The organism is Micromonospora sp. DSM 45708, from assembly GCF_039566955.1.
Taxonomy (GTDB): domain Bacteria; phylum Actinomycetota; class Actinomycetes; order Mycobacteriales; family Micromonosporaceae; genus Micromonospora.
This window is the reverse complement of record NZ_CP154796.1, coordinates 1,157,090-1,183,734: the sequence shown is the minus strand read 5'-3', so window position 1 is coordinate 1,183,734 and position 26,645 is coordinate 1,157,090. Positions and strand designations below refer to the sequence as shown.

Below are 26,645 nucleotides of genomic sequence, written 5' to 3'. Positions count from 1 at the left end.
ACGTGGCCGCGGTTTCCCGGATTCAGGAGCCGACCTGGCTCAGGGGGCCGGCCAGACTCGGGAAGTTGCGGGTGCTCATGGCCTGCGCACCCGCGGTGTGGTCACCGTTGAACGGGGTGGTCGCGCCCGGGCATCCGGCCGCCACCGCCTCCTGCGGCGAGTTGAACCAGAGGCCCAGGTGGTAGGTGTGGATCGGGCCGAAGGCCGGGTTGACCGTCGCGTCGCGACCGGGATGGGTGTTCGGCGCGGGCCCGGTGCCGGGCGCGAGCGCGAACGTCTCGACGTTGAACCGTCCGATCACCGTCACCCGGGCGACGCCGTACTGGTTGGTCCGCATGTCGCTCTGGTACCACGACACCCCGAACGGCGCGTCGGGCAGTTGCAGGACGAACAGGTCGAAGTTGGTTCGTGGTGGCAGGCCGGCGGCCCGGATGGTCAGGATCTCGTTGAGCCCTTGCGGATGGACCCGCACCTCGGCACGGGCGTTCGGAAGGCAGCCGGCGGTCTCGGCACCCTGCGAACGGACCATGGTGAACGCGAGGCCGCGCCAGTCCGCGCTGGCGGGATTACGCACGACGCCCGAAGCGACGAGCGTGCTGACGGCGGCCACGGCGAGAAACGCCCCGACGGTCCTGATACGGAACCTCATGATGTCCTCCATTCGCCGGGTCGATCACCCCCGACCGCCAGCGTTCGCCGGCTCGGGCCGGTGTGGCGGACGGATGCCCCGGCTATGGAGACGTTATGACCGTCGATTACCATCAGTGCCACAAAGACCGAGATCTGTCAATATGAGCGATTTTCGGTGAGCGTCGCGGTCCACGCCACCACGTCGGCGACGGTGGTGTTGCCGCCGCAGAGCACCAGACCCAGCCGGGCGTCCGCACCCACCCGGTCGCGTACCCGGCGGGCGGCCGGCAGCAGGCATCCGGCCGCCGGCTCGGCCCAGACCTTCGCGTGCTCGGCCAACTCCACGGTGCCCCGCACCGCCTCCGCGTCGGAGACCACGAGCACCTCGCTGACCAGCGCCGTCACGTGGTCGTAGGTGAGCTGCGAGACGGTCGGCGCGCTGAGCGTCGTGACGATCGAGGACAGCGGCACCTCGACCGGCCCGCCCTTGGCGAGGGCCTGCGACATCGCCTGCGCGCCCTCGGTCTCCACGCCCCAGACCCGGACCCCCGGCCGGCGGGCCCGCAGCGCCGCGGCCACCCCGGAGACGAGCGCCCCGCCACCGATGCTGACCAGCACGTCGGTCAGCTCACCGGCGTCGTCGGCGAACTCCAGCCCGACGGTGCCCTGCCCGGCGAGCACCACCGGGTCGTCGAACGGGTGCAGCAGCGTGAGACCGTCCTCCCGCAACCGCGACATGAGCGCGAACGCGGCGGCCATGCCGTCGGTCAGGCGGACGTCGGCACCGGCCGCGCGGGCCACCTCGACGGCCCGCGCCGGCGCCGTCCGGGGCATCACCACGGTCGCCGCCACGCCCAGCGTTCCGGCCATCACCGCCACCGCGATGCCGTGGTTGCCGCCGCTGACCGCCACCACGCCGGCCGCCCGCTCGGCGTCGTCGAGCGCGAGCAGCTTCGCCGCCGCGCCCCGGGCCTTGAACGATCCGGTACGTTGCAGCAGCTCCAGCTTGGCGGTGACCGGCACGCCGAGCAGCTCGGACAGGCCGGGGCTGGGCACGGTGGGCGTGTGTAGCACGTGGCCGGCGATCCGGTCGGCGGCCGACTCGATGTCCGCAAGCGCGATCATCACCGCAGCGTGCCACAACCCCTCGATCCAGGCACCGACCTGTTCGACCGTACCGGCAGCGGGGTGCAGGTCACCGCCGCCGGTCGGACGCTGGCCGAGGCGGCTCGACGCATGGCGGGCCCGCTGCGGGCCGCCACCGCACCCCCGGTCGCCGGCCCGCCGGAGTGCGCCTTCGCCACCTACGTGACCTCGCTCGGCGAGCTGGTGCGGTGGTTCTCGCAGCGCTGGCCGACGAGTCGATGGCACGGCGCCGAACTCCGGCCGGAGCTCGCGACGGCCGACCTGTCGCGGGGTGCCCTCGACGGAGCTCCGCCACCCGCTCGGGGCGGTCGGGCTGGGCGGCAGGGCCAGGAGCAGGCCGGAGGGCTGTCAGTCGTCGAACTCGAACCCGCTCGCCTCGGCGTCCGTCACCAGTCGACGCATGCGTTCACCGTCGGACACGACCAGGTTCATCAGAGCTTCCAGCTCGTGCAGCGCGGCTCGATCAGCGCCGTGAGCGCAGAACATGCCGCCCTCCGGATCGTAGGCGAACCGGCCGTGGAGCGTCGGCGCCTCGGTGCGGACGAGAACCTCCGCGACCCCTTTCCAGAAGTACCCGTTGGGCTCGTGACCGAGTTCCTCGACAAGGGCGTCAACCGGCGTGGTTCCCGCATCCAGCAGCAGTGAATACCGTCCTGGAGTCGTCTCGATCAGCCTGAGCAAGGTCATCTTCGAAGCCTGGCATCGGGCGGTGATCGGCGCAAGATCCGGAAGAGACAGCCGCCGGGACACCGCCCCACGTCGGAGCAGGGTCAGTCGGGATCGAACAGCGTCCGCTCGGGACGGTTCGGCACCTGCACGTCGAGACTGGGTGCCGCAGCGACCGCAGCGCGGAAGGCGGTCGACCGTTCGTTGATCAGCACCCGGCTTTCTACCACTGGGCACGCGACGCCCCCAGCAGACGACCTGACCACGGCAGTCGAAGCGCTCACTAGACCGGGACGAAGGTGGCGGCTAACACCCGCCAGTTGCCGTCCTCACGCACCCACAGCCGGGTGTAGCGCAACCGCGCGGACACAACGGCACCGCCCTGAACGGCATCCACCGCAGCGACCATCCGGGTCACGCCCGTCTCGCCGTCTTCCTGGACATCGAGCGACTCCTCCACCAGGTTGGTGATGCGCAGGGCCCCCGAGCGGTAGCTCTCCAGGTCATCTTCCTTCGTGAAGACCGTGCCATCCGGTCCAGCGCCCACGACCCGGGGGTGCAGAAGGCCGTCGAGGGACTCGACATCGCCGGCGCGCTGCGCGGCTTGGAGCTGCCGTTCCGCAGTATGGAGATCCATCCAGCGATCCTCTACAGCGCCCCGCATCAAGACAAGCGGATTCGCTCGCGGCAGAATGCCAGCCCAGCCCAGCACGGCGGTAGCGGCACAACCGAACTTCGGCATGATCCGGTCGGCGACCTGAGGGGGTCCTAATCACGGCTCTGAGCTGGTGGGCGACGGACGAGTCGACCTGTACGCCGGATTGTGAAGGGTGCACGCACTCTGAGCAGGCGTTTTACCCTCCTAATGCCCTCCCAGGGCGTCGCCAGGGCGTCTGGCGAAATTTCGGAAGCCTCGACGACCGCACTTCCGCCGGGTCACAAGCCGACCGGATCGCGCCGGCAACTATCTGGATGCCACCGGGCCTAGAAGGTCCACGGAGACGAGGAAAACGGCCGTTCCATCCTCGGTCGCCACGCCGTCAGGCTCGGTCGAGACCAGGACCAGCGACGCCGACGAGGCGTCAGGCATGTCGCGGAACTCCTTGACGACGCACCGCACCGCAGCCGGCGTCGGCAACGCGGACGCGGGATCAAGGTCGGTACCGAAGATGGGCGCCTTGTCGACGAGCGACCATGCGCGGCCCTGCGCATCGGTGAACACGACCCGCACCACGGCCGGGAAGGAGACCCGATCCAGCCACTCGACCGCTTCGCAGGCAAGTTCGACGTGATCACCGGGTCGGAGAGGGCGTGGGTCCATCTGTTCGAAATCCTGCCTGTTGAAGCATCTCGGTTGACTGCGCGTCGATCTGGGTTCTCCACCCTCGCGACGCTGCGGTGAGTCTGCAAGGGCCCGTGATCAACCGCCGCATTCGTTCGCCGTTGGTCGCGACTACGTTCATCAGAGCTCCTTAGCTGTCGCCCTCAGCGACTCCGCCGCGTAGGCCCCACTCATCAAGCCCGGAGTAGATCCGTGCGGTGCGACCCGCAGGGAAGGAAAGGCACTCTGCCTCCCCTGTGTAGATCGCCACCAGCGAGTCAGTGCCCCGCCACCAGGTGTCCGCCAGCCCCATGACCTCTCGCACCGGCTCGTAGTCGCCTAACGCGATGTCATCCAGCTCATCGCCGGTGACCTTCGTGATCTGCTTCGCCCACATGGCTGCGTGGTCAGCCAACGCAAGAGACTCCACCCAACCCTCGATGGAGGCATGTAGAGGAACCCAATCCCCTGCGTGAATCCCGAACTCGCCGGCAGGTCCGATCATGAAGGCATACGGAACCGCTGTCCGCTGTGTGCCAGCTTCGAACCACCATCCCTCAGTGATCGACCCTTCCGGTGTATCGACGCCGAGGTACCTGGGGCCGCCGTCGTACTGCGGGGCTGGAGGCAAGACCAGACCGCCCCAGCGCTCCTGATAGACCGCCACCCGGTCGATCTCTGTCGAAGGAATCCCTAGCGCAACCCATCGCTCCCGGTACTGCTCGACTTGCAGGCAGTCGACCTTGACGCCGTGCGCGCGGATGAAGGACCGGGCCCGTAGCGTGAGGCCCTTGGGCACATCGTGGAAAAGGTTCAGATTCACCGGGCCGACCCTACTCAGCGTGTCTGGTCAAGAGGATCAACGGACGACAGCAACGGCGCTGGACGGACCGACGCGGTGGCGGACGAGTAGACGCTGAGACGAGTAGTTGCCGTCATGAGAAACAAGGTCATCGGGGGAGCCTGGCAGCCGTCGGCAAGATCCTGGCGGTCGATCTCACGATGGCGATCCCGCATCTCCGGACCCAGGCTCGAACAGGCGGTCGATGGCCTGCCGGGTGCGTTCCTCGCTGGCCGGCATCAGGTGCGTGTAGACCCGGAGCGTGAAGCCGGGGTCGGCGTGGCCGAGGTACGACGCCAGGGCCTTGATGCTCTCCCCTGCGTCGAGCAGCGACGAAGCGTAGAAGTGGCGCAGCGCGTGCATCCCGGTGGCCCGGGTCGGCGTGATGCCGGCCGCGCGTACGGCGGGACGCCAGCTCTTGTCGTCGAAGGTGTGGCGGTTGATCGCACCCCGCCGGGTGGTGGTGAACAGCAGCGGCACCGTCACCCGCTCCTCGTCGGCCGGGTTCTCCCACGGCAGGGTGAGCGACACAGGCAGGAAGTCGTCGATGTGCTGGCGCAGCACCAGGGCGACGGAGTCGGGCAGCGGTATCCGGCGGTCCCGGTCGTTCTTGGGCAGGCCGAAGACGAGCCGGGAGCGGACGAGCTTGACTTGCCGGACGATGTGCACCCATCCGGCGTCGAGGTCGATGTCGTCGACGCCGAGCCCGAGGATTTCGCCCTGCCGCAGACCGCAGCCGGCGCCCAGGTCGACCATCGCCCGGTACCGCTGGGCGAGGCCACCGCGGATTGCCGAAACCTGGTCGTAGCGCAGCGGCACCACCCGACGCTGCACCGGGCGCGGCGCGGTGACCGACTTTGCCGAACACGGGTTCTTCGCGATGCGTTGGTCGTCGACGGCCGCGCCGAGGATGGTCCGCAGGTGCGCGAAGATCACGGCCCGGGTCGCCGGGGCCAGCTTGCCGACCAACGCGGCGTCCCACTCCCGGATGTTGCCCGGCTTGATCGCCGCCAGTTGCCGAGAGCCGAAGAACGGCAGCAGGTGCTTGCGTACCCGATGCTCGGTGACCTCCCGCGTCGACTCGTCGAAGGACCGGGTACGCAGCCAGGTCTCGGCGTACTCGGCGAACGTCATCCGGCCGGCCAGCGGATCGACGTAGGAGCCCCGGAGCTTGTCCGTCTCGGTTGAGACCATGAACGCCTCAGCCTCGCGCTTGGCCCGGTCCGGGAAGGACTTCTTACGCTCCTTGCCGTCCGGCCCGATGTACCGCACCCGGTAGCGCAGCCCTTTGCCGAACAGTTGCGTCTTGACCCGCTCCTTCCGCCCGCCCGGGTGATGCAGCGTCTTGTACCAGCGATCCTCGACGTGCCCCATCAGGCCGCCGCCTGCTCACGTACCCACGCCCGGACCGCTTCGGACTCGTAGCGCAGGTGTCGGCCGACCCGGGCCGCCGGCGGACCGTACTTGACCTTGCGCCAGCGGTACAGCGTCTCCTGCGGCACCCGCAGATACGCCGACACGTCCCGAACCGTCCACAGCTCGTCCTTGGCCATCACAGCCCCTCCCCCGTCTTGTCGTCCGCGTCCGTCATCGAGGCGTCTGCGGGGAGCTGGGCCGCGCGGTCCTTGGCGGCGAGCAGTTCGGAGCGCCAGCGGGCGCGTTCGTTGATCGACCGCAGCAGCCGGTGAGCCATCGCCGGCACGTCCGGGTCATCGGGGCGGGCCAGTTCCCAGGCGTGGCGGACCGGTTCGACGGCGGCGCCCTGGTCGTCGACGCCATCCAGGCCGACAGTCACGCCGAGCAGTGCCCGCACCCAGGCCCGTACATCGTGCTTGTGGTCGGAGAGCGTCTTGCCGGACCAGTCGCGGGAGATGAGGATGCGCCGGCCGCCGATGCCGAGGGTGTCGCGCTGGTGGACCTTTCCCTTGCAGCGGCCGGGCTTGAGCTTCGCGTGTGCCTTCTTCGGCTGGACCCCGTAGAGCAGCCAGTTGGCGCAGCGGTCGGTGCACGGGGTCACGCGCAGTTCCCGCCACAGCCGGTCCAGGTGCGCCCGCTGCCGGTCGGTGGTCGCCTTGTGGCAGTCGCCGGTGTGCTTGGTGATGTACTTCGTGACGTACCGGATGGTCCGCTCCGCGTCGGCGGTGCCGGGCATGACGCCGCGCGCGTCGACCTGGGCGCCGAAGCGGACCACGTGCACCGGTTCCGCGTCCGGATCGGCGTCGATGCCGTCGAGGGCTTCCGTCCAGGTGGTCAGCGGCTGGCGGGTGTCTGGGTCGACCCACGCCGAGGCGTCCTCGTCCCACACCGGAGGCCGCTCGACGGTGTATCGCTGGACGTCGACCGCCGGCCAACCACACCTGGTGATAGGTCGCCGCCGCGACGGTGCGCAGTATGTCCCGGGGAATCGTGCCCCGGATGGCGAAGTGCGCGTGTGGGGCGAGGCGGCGTTGCGGCTCGACGCAGCCGGCGTACTGGACGTTCCAGCCCTCACAGCGGCGCAGGTTCTGCCAGAACCGGTCGAGCAGACGCGGGAGGTGCACGGCGTCCCACGCGGCGCGGCGGTAGTCGTACCGGTCGGGGTTGAGCGGGGTGCCGTCGGGGCGGACCGGGCCGTAGGAGTCGAGGGTGAGCGTCGGCCACATCGACGGCCGGTAGGTGGCCCCGTCCGGGGCGGTGTACGTCCTGCCGACCGTGCGCGGCTCGACCTTGCGGCGAGGCAGTTCCGGGGCGTCCTGACGCCGCCGGGTGGAGCGCTTGCGGCGCGGGCCGGTGTCGTCGTCGCCCTGGTCCTCATCGCCGGTGGCGTGCGGAGGGGCGACCCGTCCCCGGAGCCCTTCGGCCGCGATGGCCTCTTCCACTTCGCGGATCGCCTCGTCGAGGTCGTCGACCTGGTCCCACTGGCACGCCCGGGATGCCTCGTCGCGGGAGAACTCCAGGTGTGCCCGGAACAGGATCAGGGACGACTGTTCGTCGGTCGCCGGCTCCGGGGGCGGTAGCGGCTCGTCGTCGCGGTGCCAGCCCTCCCGGATCTGGGCCTGCCGCAGCCGGCGGTTCTTCTTCGCGCATGGCGCGCACTTGTCCTCCCGCGTCGCGCCGCAGGGTAGGTCGATGACCTCGGTCCGGCCGGTGTCGAGATCCGTGCGGCGCATCGCAAGGGGACGCACGCACACGCCGTACTCGGCGGCGATCTCCTTGAGCACGTCCACCGAACGAGGCAGCGCCATGCGAGCCGCCCGCGACCCCGGCCGAGGAGCAGCAGCCGGGGTCGGGTCGGCCGGCGCGAGGCCGGGCAGAGTCGGCGCCGTCATCGGTCCACCCCCGCGAGCCGAATGCGGTGGTCCCGGAGAACGGTGCGCCGGTACTGTCCGGGCTCACCATCAACCCACACGGCGAGGTCGACATGAACAGCGATGACGGTACGACGGTGCTGTGGCGCCCGACCGGGCCGACAGAGCTGGCTCTCGTCCGCGAGTCCGGATGGCGGGCGTGGCCGCCACGTCTGCCCGATCAGCCGATCTTCTACCCGGTCCTGAACGAGGACTACGCAATCAAGATCGCCAGGGACTGGAACGTACCGGCCTCCGGCGTCGGCTACGTGACCCGCTTCCACGTGGAGTCGGAGTTCCTGAGTCGCTACCCGGTGCGCCAGGCCGGCGGGCAAACCATCCTGGAGCTGTGGGTGCCCGCCGAAGAACTGGACGACTTCAACGCCCACATCGTCGGTCTGATCGAGGTCGTGCACGAGTTCCGGTAGCCGCCAGCCGGCGGCGTGGGTGGCCCTCATCGGATGATCCCGACGACGTGCGGCCGGTTGGACTGGACAGCGCGCGGAGGCAGTGCCGCCGGGACGACGGGCGACGCTGGCACGGTCGGGCGGACCGGTTCGGCCTCGGTGGCTTCCGCCGGCTCGTCGTACCGGTACGCGTCGGGCTGGTTCGGCTCGACAGCCGGCGGCGTGATCGGGGCGTTGGACAGGACGACCTTGACCAGGGCGAGGAAGGCCAGCGACGGCACCGCCGCCACGACCCAGCCCCACACCGATGGATGGGCTTCGGCGACCTGGGCGGCGAGGGACAGCAGCGCGAACGCCACCAGCAGCGAGCCGACCAGGCCGACGGGTCGACCGGTGCGACGGCGGGCGCGTAGTTCCAGGCCGAGGTAGATCGTCATCAGCTCGACCGCTACGGCGTTGGCCCAGCCGATCCAGTTGGGTTGGCCGTGGGCGACGGAGAGGTCGTGGACGTGGGTGAAGGCGGCGGCGCCGGCCATGGTGGCGATGGCGAGCAGGATCACCAGGCGTACGGCGGTTTCGGTGCGCTCGGTCATCGCCACTCCTCCAGTGGCTTGTCGCGGATGGTCAGGTCGATGCGGATGCGCCGGTCGGCCATGTCGGGGCGGCGGTTGACCATGTGCGCCAGGCCGTGCAGGGCGGCGGCGGTCTGGTCGGCCGGGCCCACCAGGCGGATGCGCAGCGGGCGACGGAGCCGGTTGACGATGCGGGTGAGGGTGGTCATCGCGGTTACCTCCTGGCCGGTCGGATGTCGGTGCGGATGTAGTCGGGAGGGGCGCCGAGCGTGGCGACGGCTTCGGAGAGGCAGCGCCACAGCGCCCACGCCTCGTCGGGGGTCAGGGACATCCGTCGCCGGCCGGCACCGACCGCGAGATACACCGGGTACGGGTCGGGTCGTTGCGGGTCGATGCGGACGGACACGGCGGTGACGGGTTCGGGGGTACGCGTGCTGATCTCTGATATGACCGCTCCGATGGCGATCCCCTGCCGCGCCGAGGACCAAGCCGACGACCCCGGCATCCGTGCCCGAGCCCGCCGGATCACCGACCGGTCCATCCACGCCGTCACCGACGCCGTCCAGGAGCTTGCCGACCTCGGGTTGGTCAAGACCGCCACCACCGAGGTACGCGTCCACAACGCCGCGCCCCTGTTCAAGCTGTTCATCATCAACGAGCAGGAAGCCTTCTTCGGTTTCTATCCCGTCGTCGAGCACACCGTCTCCGTGGACGGCAAGCCGATGGCGATCTACGACGCGATGGGCAAGGACGCGATCCTCTTCCCGTTCACGCCCAGCGACGAGGACACCAGCAATGACGCCCTCTACGTCGAGCAGGCCCGCGCCTGGTTCGACAGCCTCTGGGGCACCATCGCCCGCGAGTACGCCTCGTGACCGCCACCGACCTGGCCAAGGTGATCGACCGTGCCCGAGTGATCCTGCTCGACTTCGACGGCCCCGTGTGCAGCATCTTCGCCCAGCGTCCCGCGCCGACCGTCGCCCACGAACTTCGCCGGCTGCTCGTCGACCAGGGCGTGACCCTGCCGCCCGAGATCCTGGCCGAGCGCGACCCGCTCGCCGTGCTCCGCTTCACCGGAACGCTTGGGCGCCCGGCCGTCGTCCGCCTGATCGACCAGGCGATGACCCGCGAGGAGGTCACCGCGGCCCGCACCGCCACGCCCACGCCGTACGGCCGAGAGGTCATCGTCGCCGCCCAGCAGACCGGCCGTCGGGTCGCCGTCGTCTCGAACAACTCAGCCGGGTCCGTCCACGCCTACCTGAGCGCCCGCCGGCTGAGCGGCTACGTACACCCGGTCATCGGCCGACCGGAGGCGGCACCGGAGCGGATGAAGCCGGACCCGTTCCCGGTGCGGGAAGCCGTCCGCGAGTTGGGCGCCAGTCCGGCAGAATGCGTCCTCGTCGGTGACTCGGAGACCGACATCGAGGCCGCCCACGCTGCCGGGGTGGCCGCCATCGGGTACGCCAACAAGCCCGGCAAGCGCGAGCGGTTCGCCGCCGCAGAGGCCGTCATCGACAGCATGGCCGAGCTGGTGTCGGCGTTCGCCGTCGACGAGCTGTAGCACCCCTCCGCACACGAGCGCCCCGGGGATCATCACCGGGGCGTTTCTCGTTGTCTCGGTTCGGAGCTGGCACCCTCCGCGAGGGACGACTACGAGCTAGTCCAGGTCCCCGCGCCTGGCAGCGATCCACGCCTCGACGTCCTCGGCAAGCCAGACGTTGCCCATCTGAAGCGTGGCCACAGGTTCAGGGAAGTCGCGCCGATTGGTGATCTGGTAGACGCGCTGCCGGGAGACGCCGCCGAGCATGGTTCGGATCTCGCCCGAACCCACCAGACGCAGCTTCTTGCCCATGACACTGACGCTAGGCATCCGTCGACTAGGCACGTATCAACTTGATGGACACCTAGTTACCGGACGCTCTAGTCGTCTACCCTTTACGCATGACTAGGCTCAAGTGGTTCCAGCGCCCTGATCATCCGGTCGACTACGTAGTCGGCGAGCCGGGCTCATCCACGCACACCCCGCAGGCTCAGAAGTGGGTCGGCCGAGCCGCCGTTTCCGCTCCCGAAAAGCCGTCGATGACCAGAGCCGGCGCTCTGCGTTCGTCGGCCGCCCTCAAACGCCTCAACCAGAGGTGAGCCGTGCTGGTCCCCGAGCAACAGCCAGGACCCCCCTTCCCCGTCCTGATGGCCGGCTATGTCATCGACTTCCACCACCGATCCGTCTGCTCGAAGTGCTCCGACACCGGGTGTCCACGCCTCACAGCAGCAGCTGCGACCCTGCGCGAATGGCGAGACCGAAAGAGTCAGCGTGAAGGTCGGTGATCTTCTGCACCTGACCCGAGCCGCGAGCCCTCAATTCACACGACCAATCTTCTTCCGCCTCATCAAGATCCGTGCCGAGTTGCACACGTACGACGGTTGGGTATGGCTTGAGGGGTACCAACTCGACGCCAAAGGTGAGGCAATCGCCCGTAGAGAGTTGTTCGTTCTCCAGTCAGGGGTGAGACGGCTCACCCCCAAGCGCAGCTAGAAACTGATCGATGCCAGCATCAACCTTGACTAGCTAGGACTAACTGAAAGGCGCCGGAACAACCGCAACGTAGGACGACCTCGCCGACGTGGATCGACGCAACCGAACTAGGCGTCCCGCTCCGAGCCGGAGGTCGTCGACAAGCGGGCAGTAGCGTCCGTCCGCCCGTTCAACGAGTAGAAGACGACCAAGAGCTACCGCATAGCCGAATACCGACATCTTAGCCGCTGTCGAGTATCAGACAGTTTCAGTCCGTTCAGTTCCGTGATGTACCAAGTTGTTCTGTCTCATGCAAGGAACCCCGATCTGAGCCTTCCTGGCTCACCCTCGCTGATCTAGTCTCGGTTGCATGCCTGAGCCGAAGACCGTGGATGAGTTAGTGGATCTTTACGGCAGCGACGAGTATCGAGCGACACTTCGAAGCTTGTTGGATTTACGTGAACTGCTGTCCGAGTGCATCATCCGGCGAAGCTACAGAGTTTCAAGGGAGATGTACGAGACGGTCAAACTGTCGGCATTGGGCGAGCGCGTTACGGACAACTTCGTAAAGAAGAACATTAAATATCCCGAGGCGCGATTCATTTGCTATCTACACATGTTCCACTCCGATCTGCTGATCGATGCCATAGGATCAGACGTGCCCGCGCTCGTTGAAATCGTCAGTCGGCAAATTAGAGAGCGCGAGCTGCTTTTTCCCTACGTATACGGGCGCACACTTTACGACAAAATTAATTCAATGCCATTTGGCGCGAACCGAACAGTACTGACGGCCGAGGAAAGTCTAGAGGTGTTGGAAGGTACACCGCAGGGCGTATTTCAGATGGGCCGTTTCATTACAGGACCCTTTGGGTTGATTGAGACCTCCCATCGGCGCGTGCTCCCGCCTGATCGGTCCATTCCTTTCCATTGCTCAGACGCTCGATGCACAAGCACTCACTACAGATCCCTCGTCTCGGATCAGGCTGCCCAAATTAACGAAAGCCGCTCCATCGCTGAGAAAATTTTCGACAAAGAGACCAAGAACCGCTGCGACTGGAAAGAATTTTTTAATAGAATCGATCTAACTCCCCAAAACGTCTACGACGACCTTTCGGGAGACTGCGTCGCCTATCTAATTGGCGATTCGCTCACAATCGAAGAGATGCGCCGTCTGCTGGAATGGCTGCTCGACAACACGAAGAATTCGGTTCGACAAGCTGCCTCCGCAGTAGGCATCAAGGGCGGACCTGCGGCGCGCATGGTCGCAGACTTAAACGTAGCCGAGTTGCTTCAGTTGACGCTAACGGCATCGAACCAGGCAATCTTCGCTGCTCTCGATAGTCTTGTCATGGATGGCACCATCCCCGTACCGCTCGGCGAAGTTCGCCGTCCTGTCGTTAATGAGGACGAGGAGATGGGTGCGTACGATTTGCAGCCCGAGCTGGGGAGGTTCGGGGTTAGGATTCGATCCAGTTCCTTGCCCTTAGCCCTTATGCGCTTGCGGCGCCTGGTCGGGCAGATGTACCGAATGGATGACGAAGGCGACCGGACCGATCTCGAGTGGCAGCTTCGAAGCGAGGAGGGGCCAAGCCTTGAAGCTAAAATCGAACACTATTTGCAGCGAGGAGAGCCGCGCGAGGTGGTCTCATCACTGCTGCTTGCGCGCAGGAGCAATTTCATAGTCGCTGCGTCCAAACTAAGCCTGGCAGAAGAGATTTTGTCGACTGACGAAGAGCGCGTAAACGCCGTAATGTGGAAACTGGGATTCTCTGTTGAAGACCTCCTAGATCCGCATAAAGAATTCTGGCTGCTGCACGAAAGGCTTACTCAGGCGGTTAGACAGGCACCGCCAACGATGACTTCTCGCGACATAGATCGCATCCGCGGAAATACCGGTTCCTATTTCCCTCAACTTGAGTCGGTACTCCGAGAGTCTCTTTACTACACGACGTGGGCACTGACGACAGATCACTCTTCCAGCCCCCGACCTTTCATATATCGGCCGCACGTAGATGAGGAAGGGGCAAGGCTTAAGCTGGACGACCTGGGTAAGGGCAACCGACAGGATGGCGACTATGCCGTTCGTTTCAACGAAAAGCCAGACCTGTACGCTCTAACACGCGGTTTCCAGATCCTCGGCGATTGGCTCGCAGAGCAAGAGGGATCAGCTAGCGATTTCGAGCGGCCCGACACAGGAATCCCCAAGTGGGTACTTAAGCAGGAACTTCAGGCTTTCGCCTTTAGGTCAACGTTGCCTTTCCTGAACCTCCTACCTGATAGCAGGTCGTTTGTCGTTCGACAGCTAAAGGAAATTAGCCAGCGCTTAGTAAGCGCCGAGGCACACGAGGCCCGGAACGAATGGGCCCACGGGAGATCGAGCACTCCTGATGTCGAAATGCTGAAGCGTGCTGTTGATGCAATCCGTGACGCCGTTACCTGGATAGAAGACGCGGGATTCTGTCGCCACGTATTTCGGCGGGTCAAGGCAACCGTAGATGACGCAAGCCGTCAGGAAATCTTGTTTGTGGACGGGAGGGGCAGGGAGTTTGCTTTCCACCGCCCGTCACGCTTCAGCTGGCTGGACCTGCCTTCCCTTACTTATTCGCAGCACATTATGCCAGCCGCACGTTTTGCGGAACCGAATGAGGTGCTGCGGTTTATCTCGGAGAGCGATTCGCCATTCTCTCGTTTATGGCGAGACTACCCGGTTCGATCGGCGGACCCTGCAAATTCGACTAGCATCCAGCACGTTCACGCATCCAAAGCTGGCAAGAGTGACTCCATTACCTGACACCGCCAGCAGGCTCGGCAATGGGGTGGAGACGATCCTCAGACACCGGGTAGTTGGTGATCGTGCGGGCCACTTCGCTTGACGATAGCCACGTGGCAGACGGTAGTGAGCCGCCACACCGTATCCAACAGGACCACTGGCGCACTTCACCTGGCGAATCCGTGAGCACATCACCCGACGGAGGGCACAAAGCGCGAAGCGCCACTGCCGAAACACTCTCATTATGATCAAGGCACCGCGCTGCGCGCGGTGCGGGGGCGGCAAGCCCGGCCGGCGGCAAGCCGCCCCGGCCGCCTACGGCGCCGGGGCGGTGAGCCACCGACAGCCGCCGGGACACCGCCCGCACGCAAGATGACGGCAGAGTCCTACGGTCACAGCATGGACGACCCGATCGAGCTGCGCCTCGACCTCGCCACCGCCGAGTACCTTCGCATCGCGCTGTACGACCTGGGCGAGCATCAGGCCGCAGGCAGGCCGATTCCCCACATGGACGCCGAGGCCAGCAGACGGCTCGGTGCCCTTCTGCGAAACCTGGATATCCGGTTGGGCGGCACCGTAAGATTCGCATAGCCAGCTTGCCAGCGAGCGGGACGGAAGCCGACACCTCGACCGCCATCGGGGTCGGGGCTTCCGCCTGCCGCGCCAGTCCAACCCCAGGACTGGCTTGCCACCGGATCACCGGCTCACCGATCGCGCTCCGCAGCCGTACCCTCGTGGTCGTCGAGGAGGTTGCCGGGTGACCATTTCGTGGAGCGCCACGTCTCCAACGTCAGGGAAGTTCGCCCCGGTGGAGCGGTCAGACTTCGCCGGCCTCATCGAGCGGTTCGACGAACTGCGTGCCCAGGGGCGCGGCTACCTCGAAGTACGGGGCGATGCTGAGTTCCCTGTGCTGACGCTCGGGTTCGCGGGTTCTGCGGCGGTCGTCCATCTGATAACGGACGAGGACGCCGTGTCCCTCCTGGCCGCCGGTAAGCCTGCGGAAGCAGATGCGGAAGTGGTGGTGCTGGACGACCTGGTCGACTTCACCGCGGACTTCGTTCTCGACCTCGAACGCGCCTGGCAAGTTGTCGAAGAGTTCGTCCGCACGGGTGATCCTCGTCGGGCAGGAGAGTGGCACGAGTTGTAGTGATGGCGATGGCGGGTTGCTCCCGCGCGTGCCGCAGCGGTCAAGCGGGCACGAGGCTTGCTGAGCCAGCACTCAGGCCGTCTCCAGGCCGTCTCAGGCCGTGGCCAGGCCGTCAAACGCCACCCAACGATGACCAAGGTCAACCAACAGCACCAGACAAACACCCAGCTCAGAGCCTTGATCACGGCTCTGAGCTGGTGGGCGACGGACGAGTCGACCTGTACGCCGGATTTTGTGCCCGGCACGCCCGTAGGCGCGCCGGCGGCGGCCATCCATCTCGGCCTGCCGTCGCCGGCAGGCTCCAGCGGCCTACCCGCAGACATCGGGCGGGCAGCCCTCAAGCGTCTGCGCGGGTCGTCATCTTGCGGTGACGGCCCTTTCTTGGCCTTGCTCCGGGTGGGGTTTACCGAGCCACCCCGGTCACCCGGGGTGCTGGTGGGCTCTTACCCCACCGTTTCACCCTTACCGTCCCGTGACGGGCCGGCGGTCTGTTTTCTGTGGCACTGTCCCGCGGGTCGCCCCGGGTTGCCGTTAGCAACCACCCTGCCCTGTGGAGTCCGGACGTTCCTCGGCGGCGGGCTGTAACCCGCCGACGCGACCGCCCGGTCGACTCGTCCGTCGCGCCCTCATCCTAACGACGCGACCGCCGCGCCCATTTCCGCCCCGACGCCTTGCGGCGCGTCACCCGGCCTCGGCGAGGATGACCTGCTCCAGCAGCGCGAGCGGGGTCCGCCACTGGTCGGGGTCGTCGTAGTTGCCGGCGGTGACGGCCACGGTGAGGTCCAGGTCGGGCAGGACGTAGAGGCGCTGGCCGCCGTTGCCCATCGCCGCCGCCAGCTCGTGGCCCGCGACGGAGTCGAGGTACCAGTGGTAGCCGTACCGCGCGCCCCATTCGGTCTGGAGGCGCGGCTGGAGCATCGTGCGGAGCCAGTCGGCCGGGACGAGCCGGCGGCCCTGCCACACGCCGTCGCGCAGCACCAGCTCGCCCAGGCGGGCCAGGTCGCGGGGCGCGAGTCGCAGCCCGGACGCGGCGGAGGCCACCCCGTCCGGGCCGGCCGTCCACTCGTGGCGGCTGATGCCCAGCGGGCCGAACAGCGTCGCCTGCGCGTACTCCGGCAGCGACTGCCCGGTGCCGTCGGCAATCAGCCGGCCGAGCAGGGCGGTGGCGCCGCCGCAGTAGGCCCATCGGGTGCCGGGCGGCTCGACGACAGGTCGTTCCAGGATGTACCGGTACCGGTCCGGTGCCAGCTCCATCGCGATCTCGGCGTTGGCCGGGCTGTCGTACGGAAGGTCCTCGCGCCATTCCAGCCCGAGTGACATGGTCAGCGCGTGCGCGACGGTGAGCCGGGCACGCGCGGGATCGGCCGCCAGGTCGGGATAGTGGGGAAACTTCGGCAGCAGCGGCTCCTCCGGCGCCGGGACCAGCCCGTCGCCCAGCGCGATGCCGTACAGCAGCGCGGTCACGCTCTTGGTGACCGAGCGGATGTCGTGCAGCGTCCCGGGCCCGAACTCCACGACGCCCAGTGACCGTTCCCAGGTGAAGTCCTCGCCGACGCCGTAGTGTTCCAACACGATCTCGTCGCCGCGAACCGCCACGACGGCGTGCAGGCCGTCGAGTTGGCCGGCACGCAGCGCGTGGTCCAGTCTGTCCCGCATCGATGCCTCCCCCGTGCCCCCGTCACGCCTGGTTATACCGGAATCCGGGGCGCACAGTGGTCCCCCCGACTCGTACCAGGACAGCCGGACCCGGGCGTACTAGCCTCGGGGATCATGGACTTCTCCGACGTCGCGCTGCTGCTGGTCGCCGGGCTGGCCGCGGGCACGGTGAACGCGGTCGCCGGTGGCGGTTCCCTGATCACCTTCCCGGCGCTGATCGCGACCGGCCTGCCGCCGGTGGCCGCAAACGTGTCGAACTCGGTGGCGGTCTTCCCGGGATACGCGGCGAGCGTGGCGGGCAGTCGGGCGGATCTGCCGCGCGGTCGGGCGTTGTGGTCGCTGCTGCCCACCGCGGCGGTCGGCACGGTGTTGGGCTGCGTGCTGTTGCTGGCCACGCCGGCGCGCGCGTTCGAGGTGGTGGTGCCGTTCCTGGTGCTCGGCGCGACCGCGATCCTCGCGTTCCAGGATCCGCTGCGCCGGCTGGTGGGCCATCCGTCGCGGTTGAGCCCGCGCCGCCGTACCGTCACCGTGCAGACCATGGTTCTGGTCGGCACGGTGTACGGCGGCTATTTCGGCGCGGCGCTCGGGGTGATGCTGGTGGCCGGGCTGGCGCTGGTGCTGGATGCCACGCTGGCCCGGGTGACGGCGGTGAAGAACCTGCTCTCGGCCGTGGTGGGGCTGACCACGCTGGTGGTCTTCGCGTTGTTCGGTCCGGTGCAGTGGGTGGCCGTCGCGGTGGTCGCGCCGGCCACCGTCGTCGGGGGGTACGTGGGCGCCCGGCTGGCCCGCCGGCTCCCGGCGGTGGTGTTGAAGACGGTCATCGTGGTGTTCGGCACGACGATCGGCCTCTACCTGCTGTGGCGGGCGCTGACCTGACGGTCGGTCAGTACGCCTCCCCGACCGGTTCCTCCGGGGCGTGCTCGGCGGCGCGGGCGGCCCGGTTCCACACCATCCGCTCGCCGTAGCCGGCGGCCATCAGGTGACCGAACGCGAGGTAGACCAGCACGCCGACGGCGAGCACCCCGAAGCCGACCCAGAACGGCAGCGCCAGGCCGTGTTCGGCGAGCTTGCCGGAGATGATCGGGGCGGGCGCGGCGGCGCCCCAGCGGACCAGGTTGAACGCGCCGGTGGCGATGCGCCGGTCGGCGGAGCCGAGCCCGAGCGCCAGGTCGGTCAGGTTGGCGTTGGCCAGGCCCATGAACAGGCCGGCGACGACCAGCACGACGAGCGACATGGCGGTGCCGGTGGAGGTGGCGAACAGGACCATGCAGACCAGCAGGCCGAGGAGTGCCACGCCGACGGTCTGCACCGCGCCGATGCGGTGGGCGAGCCGGTGCCCGAGCAGCAGGATGCCGGCGGCCAGGCCGAGGCCCCAGCCGGTGAACGCCAGGCCGAGCGGGATGACGTCGAGGCGCAGGAACAGCGGCGTGTAGCCGAGCACCACGAAGAACACGAAGTTGTACGCGGCGGTGACCACGCAGAGCGTGATGAACGCCGGTTTGCGGTAGGTGGCGAAGATCTGGCCGACGCGTACCGGTGATTGCCTGGTGGTGGGTTCGCGGAGCTTGCGGGCGGCGACGCCGAGCGCGAGCACCATGAAGATGCCGCAGACGAAGAACGGCAGCCGCCAGCTCACCTCGCCGAGCAGGCCGCCGATCAGCGGGCCGACGGCGAAGCCGAGGCCGAGCGCGGTCTCGAAGAGGCCGACCACCCATTCCCGGTCGTTGGCGAGGTTGACCAGCACCACCATGGCGGTGGCGAAGAACATCGCGTTGCCCAGCCCCCAGACGCCGCGCAGCACGGAGAGCTGGACGATGTCGTTGCTGAACGAGGCTCCGATGGCGGCCAGGCCGACCACCGAGACGCCGGTGATCAGCACCGGTTTGAAGCCGAACCGTCCGCTGGCCAGCGTCGCCGGGATCATGCCGACGGCCATCACCGCGATGTACGCGGTGAAGAGCAGTTCGACCTGCCAGGCGGTGACGCCGATGGCCTCGCCGATGGCGGGCAGGATGGGGTCCACCACCGCGATGCCGGCGATGGCGAGGAACGCCACGAGCGTGGTGGCGTAGATGGCACTGCGGTGGGGTTCGGATCGCCGATCCACTCCGCAACCTCCCAGATAGCTGTATCGTACAGGTAATTTCCTTGTATCATACAGCTATGAGCGACGACGCCCACGCGAAGGAAGTCACACTCGGCCGCATCGAAACCGAGGTCGCGTTGCTGATGCGGCTGGGCGAGGCCACCCGGCGCGGCACCGGCACCATGGAACACCGGCTGCTCGACCGGGCCGCGTACGTGATCCTGCGGCACCTCGACGCGGCCGGCCCGCAGAACGTCTCGGCGCTCGCCGCCCGGCTGAACCTGGACGGCTCCACGGTCACCCGGCAGGTCTCCGCGCTCCAGCGCGACGGCCTGATCGCGCGTACCCCCGACCCGGCCGACGGGCGCGGCACGGTGATCTCCGCGACGCCGGCCGGGCTCCAGCGGATGGCGGCCGTGCGGGCCGCCCGCACCCGGCTCTACGGCGAGATGCTGGCCGCCTGGTCCGCCGACGACCGGGACACCCTCGCGGAGCTGCTGCACCGCCTCAACGAGGCGCTCGACGCCCGCAACCGTCGCCGCTGAGGCGGTGTGAGGAGGGGCCCCCTGTTATGCAGAATGCGTTAACAGGGGACCCCATCCTTTCACGCGACCGGCTCGGGCGCGGGGTCGGCGCGGTCGGCGGAGGCGCGGGGCGTGCCCTCGTCGGCGAAGTAGTCGTCCGGGGTGGTGCCGTCCGGGCCGTCGGCCACCTTCGCGGCCCGCAGCACCAGCGTGCCCAGCGCGGCCACCACCAGGTTCACCAGCACCGCCACGATTCCCACGTAGATCGTCTTCTTGGTGTCGAAGCCGAACTCGGAGAGCGGGAACGCCGAGCCGGCGAAGTGCTTCTTCCCGGTCGCCGGGTTGCCGATCTGGTAGAGCATCCACATGCCCAGGCCCATGCCGGCCACCCAGCCGGCGATCAGCGCGCCCCGGTGGAACCAGCGGGTGTAGAGGCCCAGCGCCACCGCCGGCAGCGTCTGGAGGATGATCACGCCGCCGATGAGCTGGAGGTCGATGGAGAACTGCGGGTCGAGGAAGACGATGCAGGCCACCGCGCCGACCTTCACCACCAGCGAGGTGATCTTCGAGACGTTCGCCTCCTGCGCCGGCGTCGCGTCCCGCTTCAGGTACTCCTTGTAGATGTTGCGGGTGAACAGGTTCGCCGCCGCGATCGACATGATCGCCGCCGGCACCAGCGCGCCGATGCCGATGGCCGCGTACGCGACGCCGGCGAACCAGTCCGGGAACTGCTGGTCGAACAGCAGCGGCACCACCGTGTTGCCGTCGACGCTGCCCTCCTTCGCGCCGGGCAGCGGCTTCACGTTCGCCGCGATGGCCATGTAACCGAGCAGCGCGATCAACCCGAGCAGCAGGCTGTACGCCGGCAGCGCGGACATGTTCCGCTTGATCACGTCCCGGTTCCGGCTGGCCAGCACGCCGGTGATGCTGTGCGGGTAGAGGAACAGCGCCAGCGCCGAGCCGAACGCCAGCGTCACGTACTGGAGCTGGTTGTTGGCGTTGAGCAGGATGCCGTCGTTCGGGTTGTTGGCCGTCGCCTGGAACTTCGCGTCGGCGGCGTCGAAGATGCTGCCCCAGCCGCCCAGCTTGTACGGCAGGTAGACCACCGCCACCAGGATCACGACGTAGATCAGCGAGTCCTTGACGAACGCGATCAGCGCTGGCGCGCGCAGCCCGGACTGGTAGGTGTAGGCGGCCAGGATCGCGAACGCGATGATGATCGGCAGGTGCCGGGCCACCGCGCTGTCCCCGGTGACGCCCATGGTCTTGAGCACCGCCTCGATGCCCACGAGCTGCAACGCGATGTACGGCATGGTGGCGACGATGCCGGTGATGGCGACCAGCAACGCCAGGATCGGCGAACCGAACCGGTTGCGGACGAAGTCGGCCGGGGTGACGAAGCCGTGCCGGTGCGAGACCGACCAGAGCCGGCACAGCACCAGGAACACCATCGGGTAGATGACGATCGTGTACGGCACGGCGAAGAAGCCGGCCGCGCCGGCCCCGAAGATCAGCGCCGGCACCGCCACGAACGTGTACGCGGTGTAGAGGTCACCGCCGACCAGGAACCAGGTGATCCAGCCGCCGAAGCTGCGCCCGCCCAGCCCCCACTCGTCGAGGTGGGCCATGTCCTGCGGCCGGCGCCACCGGGCGGCCACGAAACCCATGGCGCTGACCAGCAGGAACAGCACGGAGAAGACGATGATCTCGGTGAGGTGGTCGCGCCACATCAGCGGTCACCCCGCTTCTTCTTCGTCATCTGGTAGACCAGCGTGGTGGTGCCGACGCCCAGCAGGATCCAGGCCAGTTGCAGCCAGTAGAAGCGCGGGAACCCGAACAGCCGGGGCGAGTCGGCGTTGAAGAAGGCCGGGATCAGCGGCACCACGATCGGGATGAAGAGCAGCCAGTTCCAGGGGCTCTTGTCCTTCGCCCGGGAACGCGCCGTGTCCAGCGCCTCCGGTTCCGGTGTGGCCATTGACAACCTCCGGGAAGTCGTAGCGGGCCAGGTGACGGCCGGAGGCTACGACCCCGTGAGCGCGGTCACATTCGACAGGCGGATGTCGATGCGCCGAACGGCCGCCCGGCTGCGCCGAACGGCCGACTCCCGGTCAGAGGTCGGTCAGGTGGGCGGTGTCGTTGACCGAGCGGACCGCGACGCCGCCGTCCGGGTACAGGTCGAGCACCGAGACGCCCGCGGTGTCCAGGTAGAGCCGGTGCAGGAACGCGTCGCCGGCGGCGAGCGCGTCGCGCAGCACCAGCTTGATCGGCGAGACGTGCGAGACCACCACCACGGTCTCCCCCGGGTACGCCGACCGCAGCCGGTCCACCGCCCGACCGGTGCGTTCCGCGACCGCGGCGAACGACTCCCCCTCCGGCGGCGCGACCCGGGTGGAGGCGAGCCAGGCGTCCAACTCGCCCGCCCAGCCGTCCCGCACCTCGGCGAACGTGCGCCCCTCCCAGACCCCGAAGTCGCACTCGACCAGGTCGTCGTCGGTGCGTACCGGCGGGTTGCCGACCAGCGCGGCGACCGCCCTGGCGGTGGCCGTACACCGGGACAGCGGTGAGCTGACCACGGCCGCGACGGACGGCGCCAGCGCGGCCACCCGGGCGGCGGTGGCCCGGGCCTGGGCCCGGCCCCGCGCGGTCAGCGGCACGTCGCCCCGGCCGGAGTACTGCTTCTGCACGGTGCGGTCGGTCTCCCCGTGCCGCACCAGGATCAACCGGGTGCCCTCCTCGGTCGGGCGCGGTTCCCAGGAGGCCGGCGTGGTGGCCGGGTCGGTGCCGGTGGCCTTCGCGGTGGCGGCGCGGGCGGCCACCTCGCGGGCGGCGGCCCGGGCCGCCGAGTCGGGCCCGGCGACCTCGCGCGGCGGCTGCGCGGCGCGCGGCGACGCCACCGTCGGGGCGCGGCCGGCGGCGGCGTCCATGGCGGCGTTGGCCAGCGCGTCGGCGTGCTTGTTGCGCTCCCGGGGGATCCAGGTGAACCGGACGGCGGTGAACCGGCCGACCAGCCCGGCGGCCTGGGCGGCGAGCGGACGCAGCCCGGGGTGCTTGATCTGCCAGCGACCGCACATCTGCTCGACCACCAGCTTGGAGTCCATCCGCGCCTCGACCTCGGCCGCGCCCAGCTCGGCGGCGGCCTCCAGCCCGGCGATCAGGCCCCGGTACTCCGCCACGTTGTTCGTCGCCGTGCCGATCCCCGCCGAACGCTCGGCCAGCACCTCACCGGTCTCCGGGTCCCGGACCACCGCGCCGTAGCCGGCCGGGCCCGGGTTGCCCCGGGAACCGCCGTCGGCCTCGATCACGACCGCGCGCACCGCCACGGTGGCTACAGCCCCGACTCGTTGGTCCGGACCATGATCCGGCGGCACTCCTCGCACCGGACCACGTCGTCCGGGTCGGCCTTGCGGATGCGGGCCAGGTCGGCGCCGGAGAGCTCCAACCGGCAGCCCCCGCAGCGACCGCCGGTGAGCAGCGCGGCGCCCATGCCGGTGTCCTCGCGGATCTTGTCGTAGAGCGTGACCAGGTCCGCCGGCAGGTCACCGGCGAGCGGCTGGCGGGAGGTGCGCTTGAACTCCTCCTCCTTGGCGATCTCGGCGAGCGTGTCGTCACGGCGCTGCTCGGTCGCGGCCCGGCGCTCCCGCGCCTCGGCGATCCGCCGCTCGACGCCGTCCAGCACGCCCTGCGCGGTCTCCCGCTGCTCCATCACCTCCAGCTCGGCGTCCTCCAGGTCGCTCTGCCGGCGGTTCAGCGAGACCAGCTCGTGCTGGAGCGCCTCCAGCTCCCGGGCCGGGCCGTTGCCCGAGGCCAGCCGGGCCTCGTCCTTGCTCTTACGCGCCCGCACCTGGTCGACGTCCTTCTCCAGCCGGGCGATGTCCCGGTCCAGGTCGTCGACGGCCACCTGGGCGCGGACCCGCTCGTCCTCCAGCGCCGACAGCTCGCGGGCGAGCGCCTCCAGCTCGGCCCGTTCCGGCAGGCTGCGGCGGCGGTGCGCCAACTGGGCGAGCGTGGTGTCGATCGCCTGGAGGTCGAGCAGGCGACGCTGCACCTTCGGGTCAGCCTTCACGGTCGGGGCTCCTTGTCGTCCGGTCGGGGCGCGGCGGCGTGCACGGTCCAGGGGTCGGTGTCCAGGTCGGACACCACGGTCTCGACGCCCAGGTCGTCGGCCAGGTGGGCGGCCAGGTCGTCCAGCCAGGGCCGTTCGGTCGCCCAGTGGGCGGCGTCCAGCAGGGCCGGGCCGCCGGCGGCGAGGTGCTCGCCGGCCGGATGGTGGCGCAGGTCCGCGGTGAGGAACGCGTCCACCCCGGCCGCCGTCGCCTCGGCCAGGAAGCCGTCCCCCGAGCCGCCGCTGACGGCGAGGGTACGAACCATACGCCCGGGATCCCCGGCGGCGCGAACGCCCCAGGTGGTGACCGGGAGCACGTCGGCGGCCAACCGGGCCAGCCCGGCCAGGGTGATCGGCGTGGGCAGTTCGCCGACCCGACCGATGCCCCGGCCCGGCCCGTCGGCCGGTGAGCCGGGGCGGGGCCGGTGCAGCGGACGCAGCCCGGTCAGCCCGAACCGGGCGGCGAGCGCGTCGGACACGCCGGGGTCGGCCACGTCGGCGTTGGTGTGCGCCACGTACAGGGCGACGTCGGCCTTGATCAGCCGGTGCACGATCCGGCCCTTGAACGTGGTGGCGGCCACCGAGGAGACGCCGCGCAGCAGCAGCGGATGGTGCGCGACGATCATGTCGGCGCCGGCGGCGAGCGCCTCGTCGACCGTCTCCGGGACCACGTCCACCACGCAGGCGACCCGGCGGACCGGGTGGTCGGGGTCGCCCAGCACCAGGCCGACCCGGTCCCACTCCTCCGCCCAGGCGGGCGGGTAGCGGCGGTCCAGGGCGGCCACCACGTCGGCGACCGTGGGCGGCGATCCGGTTGTGCTCACGGCCGGCCAGCTTACCGGCGTCCGGCGCCTTCCACGGTCACGGCGGCCCAGCGGGGCCCTCGAATGCGTCACCGGAGGCCCGCCGACAGCTCAGGCGACCGGCGCCACCGGCCGGCCCGCGCCACGCAGGGCGGCCAGGCCCGCCTCCCAGGGGAAGGCGTCCAGGTGCTGCTCGCCGGTCCCGGGCGGGTGCAGGCGTACGACGTGGTCGCCGAAGACCACCCGGACGCCCCACTCGGCGAGCCGGGCCAGGCTGGCCCGGAACGCCGGGTGCCCGGCCATCGCCGCGTTGGTGAACGGAACCGCCGCGATCGGCACGCCGAGCCCCTGCGCCTCGATCAGCAGGCCGAGCGCGAGCGTGTCGGTGATGCCCACCGCCCACTTGTTGACCGTGTTGACCGTCGCCGGGCAGACCAGCATGGCGTCCGCCGGGGGCAGCACGTCCCGGTCACCCGGGTTCTTGTAGTGCGTACGGACCGGGTGGCCGGTCTGCCGGGCCAACGCCGCCCGGTCGACGAACTTCGCGCCGTCCGGTGTGGTGACCACGCAGACCGTCCAGCCGTCGGCTCGGGCGAGGTCGACCAGCCGGCCGACGTGACGGGCCAGCGGCGAACCGCAGGCGATGACGTAGAGCACCCCGCGGTGCCCGTCGCTGGTGTGCGGACCGCTCATCCGGCCCGGCCCGCGCTCATACTCCGACTCCCATGTGCTCAGCCAACTCCGCAATCGGCGGCGGCGGCGCACCACGTGTGCGACGGAGCACGTCCGACATCAGCTCGTGGGCGATGGGCCGGCACCGGATCTCGGAGGGCGCGAGCCGGTCGCCCTGCAACAGCATGTCGCCGGCGTTGGCGACGTCGCCGATCTGGGCGTACCCGCGGGCCAGGTCGAGCAGGTGGTGCGCGCGCCGCTCGGGCAGCAGCGCGTTGAACGCCGGGGTGGGCAGCCGTTTGTGGGTCTCCACCGCCCGGCCGCCGTCACCCAGCTCGACCGCCGCGGCGGCGCGGTGCAGCTCCAGGTTGGTCGGGCCGAACGACGTCCAGTAGTGGTTGTGGTCGCCGCCGAGCAGGACGGCCGCCTCGGCGGCGCCGCTGATCAGGTCGTCCACGGTCGCCGAGTCGCCGATCCGGGCGGCGGCCATGGCGCCCTGGAGCAGCAGCGAGCCGTAGACCGAGAGACGCTCGGGCCGGGCGTCGTTGTCGCTGCCGGGGGCGAGCCGGTCGGCGATCCGCACGTTGAGTTCGAGCGCGGGGCGGGGACGGCCCATCGCGACGAGCGCGTTGCAGACCCGGGTGGTGGCGATGCCGGCGAGCAGCGGGTCGTCGGCCCGCTGGGCCACCGCCATCGACCGGTCGGCGGCCAGCCAGGCCAGGTTGCACTCGCCCAGCTTGCGCAGCACCGAGGAGGCGATCTGGTAGACCTGCCCGAGCAGGTGGGCGGCCTCCCGACCCTGGTCGTCGCCGCCGTAGACGGCGTCCGCCGCCTGGGCGTCGCGCAGCAGCTTGGGCAGCGCCCGGGTGAGCATGCCGTAGCGGCCGTACTGGTAGGTGAGCCAGGCGTGGTTGACCGCCTTGCGCATGTCGGCCAGCGGCGGAGGGTACGGCGCCGCGTCGAAGTAGGCGCTCATCGAGTCGTAGCGCTCCAGGGCGCTGCGGATCTCCTCCACCTCGACCTGGTCGATGCAGTTGAGCGCGTCGCTGCGCCGCTCCGGGTCCTTGCCGTGCAGCAGTTGCACGTCGATCTGGAGGATGTCGGCGATCTCGTAGAGCACGGAGAACTTGTCCAACCGGCGGACGCCGCGCTCCACCTTGTCCACCCAGCTCTTCGACTTGCCGAGCCGGTCGGCGAAGACCTGCTGGGACATCTTGCGACGGCTCCGCCAGTACGCCACCCGCCGGCCTATGGGTAGTTCGTCCATCCCACTCCCTCCCCCTGTCGGCGCCGGCCGGTCCCCGCATGTCCACCAGGTTTTCCCTGGTCGCACAGGTTGTACGTCAGCCGTCCAGCCAGTTCTCGTAGTTTTCGTGCAAGTTGCACCGGCCGTTCGTCAGGTCAACGATCCCGGGTTACGGCAGTGACGGTTCTCGACGTGTGGCGGTGGACGATTCGGTGGGG

29 protein-coding genes, 1 other RNA gene and 1 pseudogene are annotated in these 26,645 nt (G+C 69.0%); 8 read left to right on the top strand and 23 right to left on the bottom strand.

Features of this window, described 5'->3' with window-relative positions:
- Positions 1 to 22 precede the first annotated feature (22 nt).
- From VKK44_RS05765 to VKK44_RS05725, 9 genes and pseudogenes are all read right to left on the bottom strand, one after another.
- Complete coding sequence (locus VKK44_RS05765; RefSeq protein ID WP_343445795.1) at positions 23 to 649, bottom strand: hypothetical protein; 627 nt, start codon at positions 647 to 649, stop codon at positions 23 to 25.
- Positions 650 to 786: 137 nt separating this feature from the next.
- The gene (locus VKK44_RS05760; protein WP_343445794.1) at positions 787 to 1,755 is read right to left on the bottom strand and encodes a threonine/serine dehydratase; all 969 of its coding nucleotides are present in this window, start codon (positions 1,753 to 1,755) and stop codon (positions 787 to 789) included.
- Positions 1,756 to 2,124: 369 nt separating this feature from the next.
- Positions 2,125 to 2,463, bottom strand: coding sequence for an immunity 51 family protein (locus VKK44_RS05755; RefSeq protein WP_343445793.1), 339 nt, complete (start codon positions 2,461 to 2,463; stop codon positions 2,125 to 2,127).
- A gap of 262 nt (positions 2,464 to 2,725) precedes the next feature.
- The gene (locus tag VKK44_RS05750) at positions 2,726 to 3,079 is read right to left on the bottom strand and encodes a nuclear transport factor 2 family protein (RefSeq protein ID WP_343445792.1); all 354 of its coding nucleotides are present in this window, start codon (positions 3,077 to 3,079) and stop codon (positions 2,726 to 2,728) included.
- A gap of 327 nt (positions 3,080 to 3,406) precedes the next feature.
- Positions 3,407 to 3,763 carry a hypothetical protein gene (locus VKK44_RS05745; RefSeq protein WP_343445790.1) on the bottom strand — a complete coding sequence of 119 codons (357 nt, stop codon included), beginning with the start codon at positions 3,761 to 3,763 and terminating at the stop codon, positions 3,407 to 3,409.
- Between the two features lie 151 nt (positions 3,764 to 3,914).
- Positions 3,915 to 4,586, bottom strand: coding sequence for a hypothetical protein (locus VKK44_RS05740; RefSeq protein ID WP_343445789.1), 672 nt, complete (start codon positions 4,584 to 4,586; stop codon positions 3,915 to 3,917).
- Positions 4,587 to 4,760: 174 nt separating this feature from the next.
- Positions 4,761 to 5,978: a tyrosine-type recombinase/integrase gene (locus VKK44_RS05735; RefSeq protein WP_343445788.1), complete on the bottom strand. Its 1,218-nt coding sequence runs from the start codon at positions 5,976 to 5,978 to the stop codon at positions 4,761 to 4,763.
- A complete protein-coding gene (locus VKK44_RS05730; protein ID WP_343445787.1) occupies positions 5,978 to 6,160 on the bottom strand; it encodes a helix-turn-helix transcriptional regulator in 183 nt (60 codons plus the stop codon). Before VKK44_RS05730 ends, VKK44_RS05735 begins: the two co-directional genes overlap by 1 nt.
- Positions 6,157 to 7,912 (bottom strand): annotated as a pseudogene (locus VKK44_RS05725) (replication initiator). The gene VKK44_RS05730 and the pseudogene VKK44_RS05725 overlap by 4 nt, the downstream one beginning before the upstream one ends.
- 92 nt (positions 7,913 to 8,004) lie before the next feature.
- Between VKK44_RS05725 and VKK44_RS05720 the strand changes: the two are divergent.
- Positions 8,005 to 8,358, top strand: coding sequence for a hypothetical protein (locus tag VKK44_RS05720; protein WP_343447685.1), 354 nt, complete (start codon positions 8,005 to 8,007; stop codon positions 8,356 to 8,358).
- A 26-nt stretch (positions 8,359 to 8,384) separates the two neighbouring features.
- Here the strand turns inward: VKK44_RS05720 and VKK44_RS05715 are convergent, their stop codons facing one another.
- The 3 genes from VKK44_RS05715 to VKK44_RS05705 are packed head-to-tail and all read right to left on the bottom strand — an operon-like array spanning position 8,385 to position 9,375.
- On the bottom strand, positions 8,385 to 8,930 hold the full coding sequence (locus VKK44_RS05715) for a DUF2637 domain-containing protein (RefSeq protein WP_343445786.1): 546 nt from the start codon (positions 8,928 to 8,930) through the stop codon (positions 8,385 to 8,387).
- Positions 8,927 to 9,118: a hypothetical protein gene (locus VKK44_RS05710; RefSeq protein ID WP_343445785.1), complete on the bottom strand. Its 192-nt coding sequence runs from the start codon at positions 9,116 to 9,118 to the stop codon at positions 8,927 to 8,929. The genes VKK44_RS05715 and VKK44_RS05710 overlap by 4 nt, the downstream gene beginning before the upstream one ends.
- A 5-nt stretch (positions 9,119 to 9,123) precedes the next feature.
- Entirely contained in the window at positions 9,124 to 9,375 is a 252-nt protein-coding gene (locus VKK44_RS05705) for a hypothetical protein (protein ID WP_458351655.1), read from the bottom strand.
- On the opposite strand from VKK44_RS05705, the gene VKK44_RS05700 reads away from it, so the two are divergent.
- Positions 9,368 to 9,784, top strand: coding sequence for a hypothetical protein (locus VKK44_RS05700; RefSeq protein WP_343445783.1), 417 nt, complete (start codon positions 9,368 to 9,370; stop codon positions 9,782 to 9,784). The two genes, VKK44_RS05705 and VKK44_RS05700, sit on opposite strands and share 8 nt — an antisense overlap.
- Positions 9,781 to 10,470, top strand: a complete 690-nt coding sequence (locus VKK44_RS05695; RefSeq protein WP_343445782.1) for an HAD family hydrolase — start codon at positions 9,781 to 9,783, stop codon at positions 10,468 to 10,470. Before VKK44_RS05700 ends, VKK44_RS05695 begins: the two co-directional genes overlap by 4 nt.
- Before the next feature lie 96 nt (positions 10,471 to 10,566).
- On the opposite strand, the gene VKK44_RS05690 is transcribed toward VKK44_RS05695, so the two are convergent.
- Positions 10,567 to 10,761 (bottom strand): helix-turn-helix transcriptional regulator, encoded by a 195-nt coding sequence (locus VKK44_RS05690; RefSeq protein WP_281575159.1) that lies wholly within the window; start codon positions 10,759 to 10,761, stop codon positions 10,567 to 10,569.
- A gap of 1,030 nt (positions 10,762 to 11,791) precedes the next feature.
- Between VKK44_RS05690 and VKK44_RS05685 the strand changes: the two genes are divergently transcribed.
- The 3 genes from VKK44_RS05685 (at position 11,792) to VKK44_RS05675 (ending at position 15,338) form a co-directional block, all read left to right on the top strand.
- Positions 11,792 to 14,212, top strand: coding sequence for a hypothetical protein (locus tag VKK44_RS05685; protein WP_343445781.1), 2,421 nt, complete (start codon positions 11,792 to 11,794; stop codon positions 14,210 to 14,212).
- Positions 14,213 to 14,590: 378 nt separating this feature from the next.
- The gene (locus tag VKK44_RS05680; RefSeq protein WP_343445780.1) at positions 14,591 to 14,782 is read left to right on the top strand and encodes a hypothetical protein; all 192 of its coding nucleotides are present in this window, start codon (positions 14,591 to 14,593) and stop codon (positions 14,780 to 14,782) included.
- A 166-nt stretch (positions 14,783 to 14,948) separates the two neighbouring features.
- Positions 14,949 to 15,338, top strand: a complete 390-nt coding sequence (locus tag VKK44_RS05675) for a hypothetical protein (protein ID WP_343445779.1) — start codon at positions 14,949 to 14,951, stop codon at positions 15,336 to 15,338.
- A gap of 205 nt (positions 15,339 to 15,543) precedes the next feature.
- On the opposite strand, the gene rnpB is transcribed toward VKK44_RS05675, so the two are convergent.
- An RNA gene (gene rnpB, locus VKK44_RS05670) (RNase P RNA component class A) lies at positions 15,544 to 15,952 on the bottom strand.
- 67 nt (positions 15,953 to 16,019) lie between these two features.
- Positions 16,020 to 16,994: a serine hydrolase domain-containing protein gene (locus tag VKK44_RS05665; RefSeq protein WP_343445778.1), complete on the bottom strand. Its 975-nt coding sequence runs from the start codon at positions 16,992 to 16,994 to the stop codon at positions 16,020 to 16,022.
- A gap of 114 nt (positions 16,995 to 17,108) precedes the next feature.
- On the opposite strand from VKK44_RS05665, the gene VKK44_RS05660 reads away from it, so the two are divergent.
- Entirely contained in the window at positions 17,109 to 17,870 is a 762-nt protein-coding gene (locus tag VKK44_RS05660) for a sulfite exporter TauE/SafE family protein (protein ID WP_343445777.1), read from the top strand.
- Between the two features lie 7 nt (positions 17,871 to 17,877).
- On the opposite strand, the gene VKK44_RS05655 is transcribed toward VKK44_RS05660, so the two are convergent.
- Positions 17,878 to 19,101 carry an MFS transporter gene (locus VKK44_RS05655; protein ID WP_343445775.1) on the bottom strand — a complete coding sequence of 408 codons (1,224 nt, stop codon included), beginning with the start codon at positions 19,099 to 19,101 and terminating at the stop codon, positions 17,878 to 17,880.
- Positions 19,102 to 19,157: 56 nt separating this feature from the next.
- Between VKK44_RS05655 and VKK44_RS05650 the strand changes: the two genes are divergently transcribed.
- On the top strand, positions 19,158 to 19,625 hold the full coding sequence (locus VKK44_RS05650) for a MarR family winged helix-turn-helix transcriptional regulator (RefSeq protein WP_343445774.1): 468 nt from the start codon (positions 19,158 to 19,160) through the stop codon (positions 19,623 to 19,625).
- A gap of 59 nt (positions 19,626 to 19,684) precedes the next feature.
- Here the strand turns inward: VKK44_RS05650 and mctP are convergent, their stop codons facing one another.
- The 7 genes from mctP to VKK44_RS05615 form a co-directional block, all read right to left on the bottom strand.
- Positions 19,685 to 21,334, bottom strand: coding sequence for a monocarboxylate uptake permease MctP (gene mctP, locus VKK44_RS05645; protein WP_343445773.1), 1,650 nt, complete (start codon positions 21,332 to 21,334; stop codon positions 19,685 to 19,687).
- Positions 21,334 to 21,579 carry a DUF3311 domain-containing protein gene (locus tag VKK44_RS05640; protein WP_091572757.1) on the bottom strand — a complete coding sequence of 82 codons (246 nt, stop codon included), beginning with the start codon at positions 21,577 to 21,579 and terminating at the stop codon, positions 21,334 to 21,336. Before VKK44_RS05640 ends, mctP begins: the two co-directional genes overlap by 1 nt.
- A gap of 133 nt (positions 21,580 to 21,712) precedes the next feature.
- Positions 21,713 to 22,924: a bifunctional RNase H/acid phosphatase gene (locus tag VKK44_RS05635; RefSeq protein ID WP_343445772.1), complete on the bottom strand. Its 1,212-nt coding sequence runs from the start codon at positions 22,922 to 22,924 to the stop codon at positions 21,713 to 21,715.
- Between the two features lie 5 nt (positions 22,925 to 22,929).
- A complete protein-coding gene (locus VKK44_RS05630; RefSeq protein ID WP_343445771.1) occupies positions 22,930 to 23,667 on the bottom strand; it encodes a zinc ribbon domain-containing protein in 738 nt (245 codons plus the stop codon).
- Positions 23,664 to 24,494, bottom strand: coding sequence for a Nif3-like dinuclear metal center hexameric protein (locus VKK44_RS05625; protein WP_343447684.1), 831 nt, complete (start codon positions 24,492 to 24,494; stop codon positions 23,664 to 23,666). Before VKK44_RS05625 ends, VKK44_RS05630 begins: the two co-directional genes overlap by 4 nt.
- A gap of 126 nt (positions 24,495 to 24,620) precedes the next feature.
- A complete protein-coding gene (locus tag VKK44_RS05620; protein WP_343445770.1) occupies positions 24,621 to 25,202 on the bottom strand; it encodes a flavoprotein in 582 nt (193 codons plus the stop codon).
- Positions 25,203 to 25,218: 16 nt separating this feature from the next.
- Positions 25,219 to 26,448, bottom strand: coding sequence for a helix-turn-helix domain-containing protein (locus VKK44_RS05615; protein WP_343445769.1), 1,230 nt, complete (start codon positions 26,446 to 26,448; stop codon positions 25,219 to 25,221).
- Positions 26,449 to 26,645 lie beyond the last annotated feature (197 nt).